The following is a 13,516-nucleotide window of genomic DNA, read 5'->3' as shown; positions in this document are numbered from 1 at the left end:
GTAACGATGTCCGCTTCTTCCCACCGGGTCCGCTTGTCGACCGCGGCTCTGACCACGGCTGCCCTCCTGGGCGCCGCAGCCTGCAGTTCCGGCGCAGGGGCCGGTACAGACACCGACGCTGCGACGGCGGCAGGCTACAACCTCACCGCGGAGCAGAACCGCATCACCACCGGTGCCGTCGAGGAGATCGCCGCCCGGGTTCCCCGGAGCATCCGTGACCGGGGCACCCTCGTCGTCACAGGCTCGGCGGGCACGGCACCACCGCTGCGCTTCTATGCCGACGACGACACGACCATCATCGGATCCGAGACCGACTTCGCTCATCTCATCGGCGACGTGCTCGACCTCGACATCGAACTCACCGCCGCAGACTGGGCCCAGAACTTCGTGCGCATCGATTCGGGTGAGGCCGACGTGTTCATCTCGAACGTCACCGTCACGGAGGAACGTAAGGAGAAGTACGACTTCGCCACCTACCGACTCGACAGTCTCGCCGTCGAGGTCGGTAAGGACAGCGGCATCACCTTCGACGGACCAGCGGACATCGCCGGACTGACCATCGGTGTCGGTTCCGGGACGAATCAGGAGGCGCTGCTCGTCGAGTGGAACGAACAGAACGTCGCGGACGGCGCGGAACCCGCGGAGATCCTGTACTACCAGAACGCCGTCGACTACTACCTGGCGCTCGGATCCGGCCGTATCGACGCATATGTCGGCCCGAATCCGACCTCGGCCTTCCACGTCCTGCAGGCAGGCGAGACGGAGATCGCCGGCACTTTCTCCGGGGGAGGTCTCGACCTGCAGGGGGAGATCGCGGTCCTGACGAAGAAGGACAACGGTCTGATTCGGGCGGTCAACGAGGCGCTGAACCACATCATCGCGAACGGCACGTATGCGCAGGTTCTCGAACGGTGGGGCATCAGCAACGAGGCGATCGAGGTCTCGAGGATCAACCCACCCGGTCTGCCCGCCAACTCGTGATCCGGAAGCACACAGGGAGACGGAATGATTCGCGTCGAGAGTTCCGCCGACGTCGTGATCGTCGGTGGGGGAGTCGTCGGCTCCGCGGCGGCGTGGCGACTCGCCGCCCGCGGTCGCCGGGTGGTCCTGCTCGAACAGTTCGAGCAGGGACATCACCGCGGTGCCTCGCACGGCAGTTCCCGTATCTACCGGCAGGCGTACGCCGGACGGTTCTACACTGCACTCGCCGCGCGTGCGCTACCACTCTGGCGGCAGCTCGAAGAGACCACCGGCGAGCACCTTCTCGAGCTGACCGGCGCCGTCGACCACGGGTTGTCCTCCACGGTCCTGGCGAAGGCGAGGGTGCTGGGCGACCTCGGCATCGCGCACACGGTCCTCGACCCCGCCGAAGCGGAACGACGCTGGCCCGGGATCAGATTCGACAGCGTGGTGCTGTACCACCCCGATGCCGGTCGGTTGCATGCCGACCGCTCGGTGGCTGCGCTGCAGCAGGCCGCAGTGCAGGCCGGTGCGGATGTCCGGCACAACACCTCTGCGCGCGCGATCCGGGAAACTCCTCGCGGAGTCGAGGTCGCTTCGGACACCGACACAATCGCCGCTGGGCAGGTCGTTCTCGCGGCCGGTGCCTGGACACCCGCGGTCCTGGATGCGACGACCGGCGCATCCCTCCGCCTCCCCGCGCTGCGGACGACGCAGGAGCAACCGGCGCACTTCGTGCCGCTCTCGGATGCCCGGTGGCCGAGCTTCGTCCACCACCGCGGGGCCGAACTCGTCGGTGAAGGGATCTACGGTCTCGGCTCGGTCGACGGAATCAAGATCGGCGAACACGGCACCGGTCCGCAGGTCGACCCCGACACACGCAGTTTCGTAGCGGACCCGGACGGTGTGCGCCGCCTCGTCGACTACGCACGAGCCTGGCTTCCCGGGGTCGACGCCGACAGTGCGAGGGTGGACACCTGCCTGTACACGACGACACCGGATTCGAACTTCGTCGTCGACCGCGCAGGCGCCCTCACCGTCGCGGCCGGCTTCTCCGGGCACGGTTTCAAGTTCGCCCCGGTGATCGGTGAGCTCGTCGCCGACCTCGTCGAGGCTACCGCCACCGGCCCGGAACCGTTCCGGTCGGGGACGCGGCATCCGGTGGTGGTCTCGTGAGCGAGACCCGTGGGCTCGAGGTCAGAGCGGTGCGGCAGGACGATCCCCTCGCCGCACCGCTGCTCGAAGAACTCGCAGTCGAGTACAGCACCCGCTACGAGCACTCCTTCGAGGAGCAGTACGAGAGCCTGGTCGGCTACCCGGAGGATCGGTTCGCGCCCCCCGACGGTGCGTTGCTCGTCCTCGTCGAGGATGGAGTGCCGGTCGCCGGTGGTGCGTTCCAGCGCTACGACGAGAACACCGCCGAACTCAAACGGATCTGGACGTCGAAAGACCATCGGCGTCGTGGTCTCGGCCGCATCGTGGTCGCCGAACTCGAGGCCGAGGCCCTGCGTCGCGGATACACCCGCGTCTATCTGACGACGGGCTGGCGGCAGCCCGAGGCCGTCGCGCTGTATCTCGCGGCCGGATACGCCGCCCTGTTCGATCCTCGGCGGCCCGCCGAGGAGATCGGCCCACATCCCTTCGAGAAATTCCTGGTCCGAAAGGCGTCCTCCGCGTGAAGTTCCTGCTGCTCAGTCTCATCACCCACCATCCCGACCCCGTGACGGGGGAGTGGCTCTCGCCGTCCGAACGGATTCGGGAGGTCGTCGATACCGCCGTGCTCGCAGAACAACTCGGATTCGAGGGTTTCGCGGTGGGGGAGCGGCACGAGAAGCCGTTCCTCGCGTCGTCGCCTCCGGTCGTCCTGGCCGACATCGCGGCGCGGACCAGCACCCTCGAATTGTGGACCGGGGTCACGACTCTGAGCTTGCTCGATCCCGTCCGCGCGTTCGAGGACTACTCCACGCTCGACAACCTGTCGGGTGGGCGTCTGCACCTCATGATCGGCAAGGGCAACGGCACCGCCCAAGCCGACCTGTTCCGCGTCACGCCCGACGACCAGTGGGACCGCAACCGCGAAGGGTACGAACTGTTCCGGGCCCTGTGGGAGAACGAGACGGTCACCTGGGAGGGCCGGTTCCGGCCGGCGCTTGCCCACGCCGTCACCGTGCCCAGGCCGCTGCAGCAGCGTCTGACCATCTGGCACGGCAGCGCCACCAGCCGCGAATCCGTCGATCTCGCAGCCCGACACGGCGATCCGATCTTCTCTGCCAATGTCACCTATCCGATCGAGCCGTACGCCGAACTCGTCGATCATTATCGGGAGCGGTGGGTGGCCTACGGCTACGAGCCGGCCGACGCACGAGTGGGTGCGGGAACGGCGGGACTCCACATCGCGCCCACCTCACAGGAAGCGATCGAACGGTACCGGCCGCTGTTCGACCAGCGGCGCGCGTTCGCCCGGGAGGCCGGCCTCCCGGTCGTGTTCGAGACCGTCGAGGACTTCGTGGAGCGCAGCTCCGCGCTCGTCGGAAGCCCGCAACAGGTGATCGACAAGGTTCTCCGCTACCACGAGCGGCTCGGCCACGAGGTCATGCACGTCACCGCCGATCGTGGCGGGCTCTCGGTCGCCGAACAGCACGCGAGCCTGGAATTGTTCCAAGCCGATGTCGCGCCGGCACTGCGTGCGGCGATACCGCACCGCGATGCCGTCGAGGTGTGAGTTCTCTGCACCGGCAACGGTTCCGATCGCGGTGAAGAAAAGGGTGTGCCCGACGCCGCGATCTTCGTAACCTCGGGCACCGAATCATCCTTCCTCCCGCCCGGCGGCATCCGCACGGTGACGCCGCCGATGCCTTGTCCAGATCACGGAGCCCGTCGTTGTCCATCTCGTCCTCACCTGCGTTCCGATTCGCCGCCACCGCAGCTGCGTCCGCCGTGCTGGGAGCTGCCCTGACCGCGTGCGGAACCGGCGCCGCGGCGAGCTCGCAACCCGCCGGCGACCCGCAGCCCGGCGGCACCCTGCGTTACGGCCTGTCACAGGCTCCGACCTGTGCCGATCCGGCCCAGGCCGGCACCAACCAGACCATCTACGTCGTCCGGCAGGTCGTCGACTCACTCACCGACCAGGACCCCGCAACAGGCGAGCTCGTGCCGTGGCTCGCCGAGAGCTGGGAGTCGAACGAGGACGGCACACAGTTCACCTTTCGGCTGCGGGAGGGCGTGACCTTCAGCGACGGCACCCCGCTCACCGCGGAGTCCGTGAAGAAGAACTTCGACGCGATCGTGAACACGCTCGGGGGTGTGAAGGCACCGTCGGCCGTCGGTTATCTCGCCGGATACACCGGCACGACGGTCGTCGACGACCGCACGGCCCAGGTGAACTTCTCGGCTCCCAACGCTCCCTTCCTGCAGGCCACGGCGACCGTGCAGCTCGGATTGCTCGCCGACGCCGACACCGCCGAGAGCGCCGAGGAGCGGTGCGCCGGCGACCTGTCGGGCACCGGCCCGTTCGTCTACGAGGACTACCAGCAGGACAAGTCGGCCACCCTCGTCAAACGCACGGGTTATGGGTGGGGATCGGAGACCTTCGGACACGACGGTGAGGCCTATCTCGACCGGATCGAGTTCACCATCGTTCCCGAATCGGGTGTCCGCACCGGATCGCTCGCCTCGGGCCAGCTCGACGCCATCTCGGATGCACTGCCGCAGGACGCCCCGCAGATCGAAGGGGCCGGCGGTCGCATCCTCACCACTCCGAATCCGGGTATCCCGTTCGGGTTCCAGCCCAACGTGAGTCGGGGTGTCCTCGCCGACCCGGCCGTGCGCGGCGCGATCGTCCCGGCGATCGACCGGCAGGAACTGGTCGATACGGTGCTCGGACCGGACTTCCGCCCGGCGACCAGCACTCTCGCGTCCACGACCCCCGGCTACGTCGAACTCACCGACGTCGCCTACGACCCGCAGAAGGCCGAGCAGATCCTCGACGAGGCAGGTTGGGTGCCCGGGCCCGACGGCATCCGTGTCAAGGACGGGCAACGTCTGAGCTTCCCGGTGCTGTTCAGCTCCGTCTTCGCGGGCAACCAGGCCATTCTGGAACTGGTGCAGCAGCAGCTGCGTGCGGTGGGCATCGACCTGCAGCTCGACCTCGTCTCCACTCCGGAGAACACCGCACGCCAGAACGCCGGCGACTTCGAGGCGTCCTACTACAACAGCACCCGCGCCGACGGCGACATCCTGCGCACCGCCTTCGGGCTGGAAGGCCGCAATCTGAACCAGCGCGGTCCCGTCCCCGAGCTGGACGAGGTGCTGAACCGTCAGCTGTCCACGACCGATCCGGCCGCACGAGCCGAGCTCATCGGGCAGGCGCAGCAGCTCGTCCTCGACAACGGGCTGTGGATCCCCACGGTCGAGCTGTCGCAGGCGATCGGTGCCGGACCGAACGTCGCCGACCTGAAGTTCGAGGCCTCGGCGCGACTGCAGTTCTTCGACACCTGGCTGAGCGAGTAGATCATGCTGCGCTATCTCGGTTTCCGTGTGCTCCAGGCCGTGGGAGTGTTGTGGGCGGCGTTCACGGTGTCGTTCGCGGTCCTGTTCCTGCTGCCCTCCGATCCGGTCTCCATCGCCGCTGGTGCCGACGCCGGAACACCGGTCGACGCCGCCGCGATCGAACAACTCCGGTCGCGGTACGGACTCGATCAGCCGGTTGCGGTGCAGTACTGGAACGCGCTGAGCAACGCGGTCCGGGGTGACTTCGGCATGTCCATCTCCACCGGGCAGCAGGTGACCGACGCCATCGCCGCCGCCCTGCCGAGCACCCTCGTCCTGGCGGGCACCGCACTGGTGTTCGCCCTCGTGTTCGGCACGGGGGTGGCCGTTCTCGCGACCTACACGCGGATCCACTGGCTTCGCAGCCTGCTGTTCTCGCTGCCCCCGCTGGGGGTGGCCGTGCCGACCTTCTGGGTGGGCCTGATCCTGTTGCAGCTCTTCTCGTTCCGGCTGCGTCTGTTCCCGGCCTTCGGTGACCAGGGCATCGAACACGTGATCCTGCCCGCGATCAGCCTGGCCCTGCCCACCGGTGCGGTGATCGCCCAGGTCCTCGCGACCAGCCTGCAGACGACCTGGCGGCAGCCGTTCATCGAAGCGGCACGCGCGAAAGGTGCGTCCCGTCTGCGTATCCAGACGCGCCACGCCCTGAAGCTGTCGAGCATCCCCGCCTTCACGATCGCCGGCGTCATCGTCGGCAACCTTCTCGCCGGATCCGTGGTGGTCGAAACCGTCTTCTCCCGGGCCGGTATCGGTCGCCTGACCCAGATGTCGGTGATGGCGCAGGACATTCCGGTGGTGCTGGGCATCGTCGCGTTCTCCGCCACCGTCTTCGTGCTCGTCAACCTCACGGTCGATCTGCTCTACCCCTTCATCGACCCGCGGATCACCCACCGCATCGACCGCGGTGGTGTGGACGCGTCGACGGAGGACGACCCGACCCACGACGACACTCTCCTGGAGGTCGACGCGCGTGTCTGACACACTCGTCCGCGAAGCGCTACCGGCGACGACATCGCCGGAAACGCACTCGCGCAGAAGAATCCGGATCTCGTCCACCGCGACGATGGTGCGCCGCAACGCCGTGCTGGTCGTGTCGTCGATCGTGCTGCTCCTCGCGGTGGGCTTCGCCCTGTTCCCGTCGGTGTTCGCGTCGGGCGACCCCCTGCAGGGCGTGCCCGCCGAGAAACTGCAGGGACCGAGCGCCGCACACTGGTTCGGTACCGACAATCTCGGCCGCGACCTGTACACGCGCGTCGTGCACGGTGCCGGACTGTCGCTCACCGCGACGCTCGTCGCGGTCGGGATCGCCCTGGTGGTCGGCTCGCTGATCGGATTGCTGTCCGGCGCGGTCGGAGGTGCTCTCGACGCGGCGCTCATGCGCCTGGTCGACGTCCTGCTGTCCATCCCCGCGCTACTGCTGTCGCTCGCACTGGTCACCGCCCTCGGCTTCGGCACCATGAATGTCGCGATCGCCGTCGGCGTGAGTCTCGTCGCGAACTTCGCGCGGGTCATGCGGTCGGAAGTGCTGCGGGTCCGCAAGGCGCTCTACGTCGAGGCGGCATTCGCGTGCGGTGTCCGGTGGCACACCGTGCTGCGCCGGCACGTGCTGCGCAACTCGTACGCACCCGTCGCGGCCCTCGCTGCCGTCGAGTTCGGCATGGCCGTGCTGGCCGTATCGTCGCTGAGCTTCCTCGGTTTCGGTGCCGTACCACCGACGCCCGAGTGGGGGTCTCTGATCTCGGAGGGACGCAATTATCTCGCCGCCGCCTGGTGGATGACGACGCTTCCGGGTCTGGTCATCGTCGCTGTCGTGCTCTCGGCCCACCGCATCGGCCACGCCATCGAGGACAGGAGCGCACGATGACCCTGCTCGAGGTCCGCGACCTGCAGGTCGCCTACGGATCGCCCCGCGAACCCGTCGTGGCGGTGGACGGCGTCGACCTCACCGTCGCACGCGGCGAGGTGGTCGCGGTGGTCGGCGAATCGGGATCGGGCAAGTCGACGACCGCTCACGCGATCATCGGGCTGCTCGCCGGGACCGGTCGCGTCACCGGCGGGTCGGTGGCCTTCGACGGCACACGGCTGAACGACTTGTCGGAGCGTGCCTTCGAACGGATCCGGGGTGCTCGGATCGGCTTCGTCCCGCAGGACCCGACGACCTCCCTCAATCCCGTGATCCGGATCGGCGACCAGGTCGCCGAGGTGCTGCGCATCCACGGTCTCGCCGACCGGCGCACTGCGAGGATCGAGGCGGTGCGCATCCTCGAGGAGGCCGGGCTCGACGATCCGGCGCTGCGCGCGAAGCAGTACCCGCAGGAACTGTCCGGAGGGCAGCGGCAACGCGTGCTCATCGGTATCGCTCTCGCCTGCCGCCCCGATCTCGTCATTGCCGACGAGCCGACCAGCGCGCTCGACGTAACCGTGCAGCGCCGCATCCTCGACCACCTCGACGCACGGATCGCCGAGACCGGCACCGCGGTGTTGCTCATCACCCACGATCTGGGTGTCGCGGCGGACCGCGCCGACCGCATCGTCGTCATGCAGGGTGGGCGGGTCGTCGAAACCGGACCGGCTGCGCAGGTGCTCACCGACCCGCAACACGACTACACGCGCTCGCTGATCGCGGCCGCGCCCGGTCTCGCGGAACCGGCCGTGCGGCCCGCACTGCGGGGGACCGCCCCCATCCTGTCGGTCTCGGCGGTGTCGAAGACCTTCCGCATCGACCGTAAGTCCTCACTGCGCGCGGTGCGCGAGGTGTCGTTCGACGTTCCCCGCGGCGGCACCCTGGCGCTGGTGGGGGAGTCGGGCTCCGGTAAGTCCACGGTCTCGCGCATCGCGATCCGCCTCGAGACCCCGACCGCAGGCCGGGTGCGGTTCGACGGGGAGGACATCACCGGTCTGCGCGGAAGCGCCCTGCGCGCCCTGCGCCGCAGGGTGCAGATCGTGCACCAGAATCCGTACGCCTCGCTCGATCCGAAACTGAGGATCCGCGACATCGTCGCCGAGCCCCTCGAAGCGTTCGGTATCGGTACGAGAACCGAACGCGCCGCGCACGTCGCACGGCTCCTCGATCAGGTGACGCTGTCGGCAGCACATCTCGACCGCACACCTGCCGAACTGTCGGGTGGGCAACGGCAACGCGTCGCCATCGCGCGGGCGATCGCGCTGAACCCCGATCTGCTCGTTCTCGACGAACCGGTCTCGGCACTCGACGTCTCGGTTCAAGCCCAGATCCTCGACCTGCTCACCTCGCTGCAGACGGAACTCGGGCTCAGCTATCTGTTCATCTCGCACGACCTCGCCGTCGTCCGGCAGATCAGCGACACCGTCGCCGTGATGTGCGCCGGCCGCGTCGTCGAATACGGCTCCACTGCACGCATCTTCGACAACCCCCAACACGAGTACACGCACACGTTGCTCGATGCCATCCCCGGGAAGGTCCACCATGTCCGATAGTCCGGAACTGCTGCTCGCCGTCGAGTTCGCCGGCACCGGCATCCATCCCTCGTCGTGGCGCCGCGACGATTCGCACGCCGAGGAATTGTTCGGTCCCCGTTACTGGACCGAGCTCGTCGGTGCCGCAGACCGCGCCGGAGTGGACTTCGCGTTCTTCTCCGACACCTTCGGTGTCGTGTCCGATGCGACCACGGTGCGCGGCAGGCTCGACGCCGTCGGTCTGGCGGCGCGACTGACCACTGCGACCACACGCATCGGCGTGATTCCCACGGCCACCGTCACCCACACCGAACCGTTCCATGTGGCCAAGGCCATCCAGACGATCGACCACACCACCCTCGGTCGCGCCGGTTGGGAGGTCGCGGTGACGCCCGGAGCCGCACCGGTGGCGCTGTTCGGGCGCAAGGAGGAGCAGGACACCGCGTCGCTGTGGGCGGAGGCGCACGAGGCCGCCGAGGTCGCGGCACGGCTGTGGGACAGCTGGGAGGACGACGCCGAGATTCGCGACGTCGCCACCGGCCGTTTCCTCGACCGCGACAAGGTCCACTACATCGACTTCGTCGGCGAGTACTTCTCCGTCAAGGGATCGTCCATCGTGCCGCGGTCACCGCAGGGGCAACCGCTGGTCGCGGTGACGGTGACCGGAGACGAATCCCTCGGATTCGCGGCGCAGCGTGCGGATCTGGTGCGGGTCCGTGCCACCGACGTCTCCGCAGCGGGCGACTTGGCCACCCGCATCCGAGCCGTGGCGGGAGACCGGCGCATCTTCGTGCTGCTCGATGTCGATGTGCTGCTCGGTGACGATGTCGCCGCGGATCTCGCCCAGCTCGAGGCGTGGGCCGGTGAACCCTACCGCTCCGACACGCTCGTCCACGTCGGGACGTCCGAGGGCCTGATCGAATTGCTCGGAGATGCAACGGGTGTGGACGGCGTGACCCTGCGGCCGCTCGCTCTGCCGTCCACCCTCCACGAGCTCGTCGAGAACGTCCTGCCCGTCGTCCGTCCCGACATCGCGCCCACAACCGGAACGCTCCGTGACCGGCTCGGTCTGCCCCGCCCCGCCAACCGCTTCGCGGCTGCTCACTGAAGGAACGATCATCGTGTCCCGCAACACTGTTCGTAAGCAGATCCATCTCGCTGCGCACTTCCCCGGCGTCAACAACACCACGGTGTGGGCCGACCCCGGGTCGAAGAGCCAGATCGACTTCTCGTCGTTCCTACACCTGGCTCGCACCGCCGAGCGCGGCAAGTTCGATTTCTTCTTCCTCGCCGAGGGACTCCGCCTCCGCGAGCACCGCGGCCGCATCCACGACCTCGACGTCGTCGGCCGGCCCGACACCCTCACCGTGCTCGAGGCCCTGGCCGGTGCCACCACCCATCTCGGCCTGGCCGGCACCATCAACACCACCTTCAACGAGCCGTACGAACTGGCCAAGCAGTTCGCGACCCTCGACCACCTCTCGGACGGTCGCGCCGCGTGGAACCTCGTCACCTCGTCGGATGCGTTCACCGGTGAGAACTTCCGTCGCGGCGGTTTCCTCGAGCACTCGCAGCGGTACGTCCGAGCCGCCGAAGTGGTCGACGTGGTGCGGGAACTGTGGGACGGCTGGTCCGCCCGCGGTCCCGTGATCGACCGCGAGGCCGGAATCTTCGCTCCCGACGGCGACATCGCGTCGTTCGACATCCGCACCACCCAGTTCGACATCTCGGGCCGCTTCGAAGTGCCGCGCAGCCCCCAGGGGCATCCCGTCCTACTGCAGGCCGGCGATTCCGACGAGGGCCGCGAATTCGGTGCCGCCAAGGCCGACGCCATCTTCAGCAGGCACGGCACTCTCGACGAGGGCCGTGCCTTCTACACCGACGTCAAGAATCGGCTGGCGAAGTACGGCCGCAGCTGGGACGAGCTGAAGATCCTGCCTGCCGCGACCTTCGTCCTCGGAGATACCCACGAGGACGCCCACGAGCGCGCCCGGCACATCCGCCTGCAGCAGGTCGGGCCACAGACGGCCATCGCCTTCCTCGAACAGATCTGGGGCAAGGACCTTTCGTCCTACGACCCCGATGGTCCGCTACCCGACATCGATCCCGAGGACAACGTCACGATCACGCGCGGCCGCGTACGGCACGCGAAGGATCCGCTCGCCGTCGCCCGGCAGTGGAAGGAGAAGGCCGAGGCGGAGAAGCTGAGCATCCGGGAACTGGTCATCGAGGTCACCGCGCGCCAGCAGTTCATCGGAACGCCGCAGCAGGTCGCGGACGAGATCGATCTCTACGTGCAGACCGACGCCGGCGACGGATTCATCCTCGTCCCGCACCTCACACCCGGCGGACTCGACGAGTTCGTCGACAAGGTCGTTCCATTGCTGCAGGAACGCGGAAGCTTCCGCACCGAATACCGGAGCACGACCCTCCGAGGCCACCTCGGCCTGCGCGACCCCCACACTGTCACCGAAGGAGCCCGGGCGTCATGACAGCAACATTCGATACGTTCGTCGACGATTGGCGGCGGTGGCATGCCGACCGCAACGACGGCCTGCGGCAACCGCTCGGCTGGCTGAGTCTCACCGCCCTCTACTGGCTGGACGAAACCCCCACCTCCTTCGACGATGCGCCGGGTCGGTGGCACGTCGACGGCGGGTCGGTGATCCACGAACTCGACGCTGAGACCACCACCTACGAGCCGGTCGAGGGTGCGCCGGGCCTCGAAGCGGAGTTCGACCGCGGTTTCGTCGAGGTCATCCAGCGCACCGGACGATTCGGGATCCGCATCCACGACCGGACCGCACCGGCGCTCGCGTCGTTCACCGGTGTCCCGGTCTACGAACCCGACCCGTCCTGGGTGCTGACCGGCCGGTTCGAGGCGTTCGACGAACAGGAGGTCGTGACGACGGGCGCGGTCGTCGACGGACTCGAGCACCACCATCCCGCGGCCGGTGTCATCCGCTTCGACTACGGCGGAGCCGAACACGAACTCGTCGCCTTCGGGGAAGCCGGGGGCGCGCTGCGCGTGTTGTTCACCGATGCGACGAGCGGGGTGACCACCTATCCGGCGGCGCGGATATTGCAGGCCGGTAGGCCGGACACCGACGGCATCGTCACACTCGACTTCACGCGCGCCGCGAACCTGCCGTGCGCGTTCACCGACGCGGCGACCTGCCCGATCGCGCCCGCCGGGAACCGACTGCCGTTCGCCGTCGAGGCCGGCGAACGTGATCCACGTGCAGGGGAGGGGGCGTGAGCGCGAATCCTGTCCCACTGTCGGTGCTGGATCTCTCGCCGATCAGCGAGGGATCCACCGCGCGGCAGGCCCTGCGGAACAGCGTGGACCTCGCCCGGCGTGTCGAGGAGTGGGGGTACAAGCGGTACTGGGTTGCCGAACACCACTTCGTCGCGGTGGCGTCCTCGGCTCCCGACGTGCTGATCGGAGCGATCGCCGCTGCTACGAACACCATCCGGGTGGGCGCCGCTGCGGTACAACTCGGGCACAACACCGCGATCGGGGTCGTCGAGTCCTTCGGCACGCTCGATGCGTTGTATCCGGGACGGATCGATCTCGGGCTCGGCCGCTCGGGGCAGCGCCGCGCCGAAGCTCTGGCAGCCGGGTCCCGCGAATCCGCCCCGCGAGCGACGGAGATCCGTGACGGCCTCGTCATCCCGCCTCCCTTCTCCGCTGCGAAACTGCTGTCCTCGTCGCGGCTCTCGGCGAGCTTCGGGACCCTTCAGCAGCCGGGCGCGCAGACCCCCGACTTCGATGCCCAGGTCGAGGAGATCCTCGCCTTCCTGCGCGGCACCTACACGGCGCCCGACGGGACGGAACTGCACGCCAGCCCGGGTGAGGGCGCAGACGTCGAACTGTGGGTGTTCGGTTCGAGTGCCGGGCCGTCGGCTCAGCTCGCGGGCCGCCTCGGGTTGCCGTTCGGTGCGAACTACCACGTCAGTCCGGGAACGACCGTCGACGCGATCGAGGCCTACCGCGCCGCCTTCCGCCCCTCGGCCTTCCTGCCGGAACCGTACGTCGTGGTCTCGGCGGATGCGGTTGTCGCCGATGACGACGACACCGCCCGCGAGCTGGCATCGACCTACGGGCACTGGACGCACAGCATCCGTTCCGGCCACGGAGCGATCCCGTATCCGGATCCGGAGACGACGACGCCGCTGACCGACGAGCAACGCAGCCTCGTCGACGACCGCCTCGTCACCCAGTTCGTCGGGGCGCCGAGTACCGTCGCCGAGCGGCTCGACACCCTCCGGCGAGTGACGGAGGCGGACGAGTTGGTGGTCACCTCCGTCACCCACCGGCACGGCGATCGCCTCCGCTCCTACGAACTTCTCGCCCGCGAGTGGGGATCGTCCGGGATCCGCGCGGCGTGAGCTCACATCGAGACCGGTAGCGGTGCGAGTTCTACGCGAATCACGCACACAACCTCGGTCTCGACCGATGAAGGGCGGGTGATGGGCATACTCGGGGACATCGGATGTGCGAACGGGCGGAGGAATCGGTGACTCAGGGTCTGAAGTTGGGATACAAGGCGTCGGCGGAGCAGTTCGGGCC

General features: G+C 68.2%; 12 protein-coding genes. All 12 read left to right on the top strand.

What is annotated here, in order from left to right:
* Nucleotides 1-6 precede the first annotated feature (6 nt).
* The 12 genes from MOM01_RS06830 to MOM01_RS06775 all read left to right on the top strand — a co-directional run bounded on the left by MOM01_RS06830 (nucleotide 7) and on the right by MOM01_RS06775 (nucleotide 13,335).
* Entirely contained in the window at nucleotides 7-981 is a 975-nt protein-coding gene (locus MOM01_RS06830) for an ABC transporter substrate-binding protein (RefSeq protein ID WP_241384661.1), read from the top strand.
* Between the two features lie 24 nt (nucleotides 982-1,005).
* The gene (locus MOM01_RS06825) at nucleotides 1,006-2,136 is read left to right on the top strand and encodes an FAD-dependent oxidoreductase (RefSeq protein WP_241384660.1); all 1,131 of its coding nucleotides are present in this window, start codon (nucleotides 1,006-1,008) and stop codon (nucleotides 2,134-2,136) included.
* Nucleotides 2,133-2,639 carry a GNAT family N-acetyltransferase gene (locus tag MOM01_RS06820; protein WP_241384659.1) on the top strand — a complete coding sequence of 169 codons (507 nt, stop codon included), beginning with the start codon at nucleotides 2,133-2,135 and terminating at the stop codon, nucleotides 2,637-2,639. Before MOM01_RS06825 ends, MOM01_RS06820 begins: the two co-directional genes overlap by 4 nt.
* Nucleotides 2,636-3,682: an LLM class flavin-dependent oxidoreductase gene (locus MOM01_RS06815; protein WP_241384658.1), complete on the top strand. Its 1,047-nt coding sequence runs from the start codon at nucleotides 2,636-2,638 to the stop codon at nucleotides 3,680-3,682. Before MOM01_RS06820 ends, MOM01_RS06815 begins: the two co-directional genes overlap by 4 nt.
* 158 nt (nucleotides 3,683-3,840) lie before the next feature.
* On the top strand, nucleotides 3,841-5,469 hold the full coding sequence (locus tag MOM01_RS06810; protein ID WP_241384657.1) for an ABC transporter substrate-binding protein: 1,629 nt from the start codon (nucleotides 3,841-3,843) through the stop codon (nucleotides 5,467-5,469).
* A 3-nt stretch (nucleotides 5,470-5,472) separates the two neighbouring features.
* Nucleotides 5,473-6,486, top strand: a complete 1,014-nt coding sequence (locus tag MOM01_RS06805; RefSeq protein ID WP_241384656.1) for an ABC transporter permease — start codon at nucleotides 5,473-5,475, stop codon at nucleotides 6,484-6,486.
* Nucleotides 6,479-7,372: an ABC transporter permease gene (locus MOM01_RS06800; RefSeq protein WP_241384655.1), complete on the top strand. Its 894-nt coding sequence runs from the start codon at nucleotides 6,479-6,481 to the stop codon at nucleotides 7,370-7,372. The genes MOM01_RS06805 and MOM01_RS06800 overlap by 8 nt, the downstream gene beginning before the upstream one ends.
* A complete protein-coding gene (locus MOM01_RS06795; protein ID WP_241384654.1) occupies nucleotides 7,369-8,964 on the top strand; it encodes a dipeptide ABC transporter ATP-binding protein in 1,596 nt (531 codons plus the stop codon). The genes MOM01_RS06800 and MOM01_RS06795 overlap by 4 nt, the downstream gene beginning before the upstream one ends.
* Nucleotides 8,954-10,051 carry an LLM class flavin-dependent oxidoreductase gene (locus MOM01_RS06790; protein WP_241384653.1) on the top strand — a complete coding sequence of 366 codons (1,098 nt, stop codon included), beginning with the start codon at nucleotides 8,954-8,956 and terminating at the stop codon, nucleotides 10,049-10,051. Before MOM01_RS06795 ends, MOM01_RS06790 begins: the two co-directional genes overlap by 11 nt.
* 13 nt (nucleotides 10,052-10,064) lie before the next feature.
* The gene (locus MOM01_RS06785; RefSeq protein ID WP_241384652.1) at nucleotides 10,065-11,435 is read left to right on the top strand and encodes an NtaA/DmoA family FMN-dependent monooxygenase; all 1,371 of its coding nucleotides are present in this window, start codon (nucleotides 10,065-10,067) and stop codon (nucleotides 11,433-11,435) included.
* Nucleotides 11,432-12,202, top strand: a complete 771-nt coding sequence (locus MOM01_RS06780) for a DUF1684 domain-containing protein (protein ID WP_241384651.1) — start codon at nucleotides 11,432-11,434, stop codon at nucleotides 12,200-12,202. Before MOM01_RS06785 ends, MOM01_RS06780 begins: the two co-directional genes overlap by 4 nt.
* Complete coding sequence (locus MOM01_RS06775; RefSeq protein ID WP_241384650.1) at nucleotides 12,199-13,335, top strand: LLM class flavin-dependent oxidoreductase; 1,137 nt, start codon at nucleotides 12,199-12,201, stop codon at nucleotides 13,333-13,335. Before MOM01_RS06780 ends, MOM01_RS06775 begins: the two co-directional genes overlap by 4 nt.
* The last annotated feature ends 181 nt before the right edge of the window (nucleotides 13,336-13,516 follow it).

Origin of the sequence: Rhodococcus sp. CH91, assembly GCF_022554085.1 — a bacterium.
Taxonomy (GTDB): domain Bacteria; phylum Actinomycetota; class Actinomycetes; order Mycobacteriales; family Mycobacteriaceae; genus Rhodococcus.
Note: the sequence above shows the minus strand (reverse complement) of the source record. Positions and strands in the feature narration are given on the sequence as shown.

Bases quoted from the DNA above. Each gene is read 5' to 3' on its own strand.
- MOM01_RS06830 (WP_241384661.1), top strand. From the start codon at position 7: ATGTCCGCTTCTTCCCACCGGGTCCGCTTGTCGACCGCGGCTCTGACC.
- MOM01_RS06825 (WP_241384660.1), top strand. From the start codon at position 1,006: ATGATTCGCGTCGAGAGTTCCGCCGACGTCGTGATCGTCGGTGGGGGA.
- MOM01_RS06805 (WP_241384656.1), top strand. From the start codon at position 5,473: ATGCTGCGCTATCTCGGTTTCCGTGTGCTCCAGGCCGTGGGAGTGTTG.
- MOM01_RS06795 (WP_241384654.1), top strand. From the start codon at position 7,369: ATGACCCTGCTCGAGGTCCGCGACCTGCAGGTCGCCTACGGATCGCCC.
- MOM01_RS06790 (WP_241384653.1), top strand. From the start codon at position 8,954: ATGTCCGATAGTCCGGAACTGCTGCTCGCCGTCGAGTTCGCCGGCACC.
- MOM01_RS06780 (WP_241384651.1), top strand. From the start codon at position 11,432: ATGACAGCAACATTCGATACGTTCGTCGACGATTGGCGGCGGTGGCAT.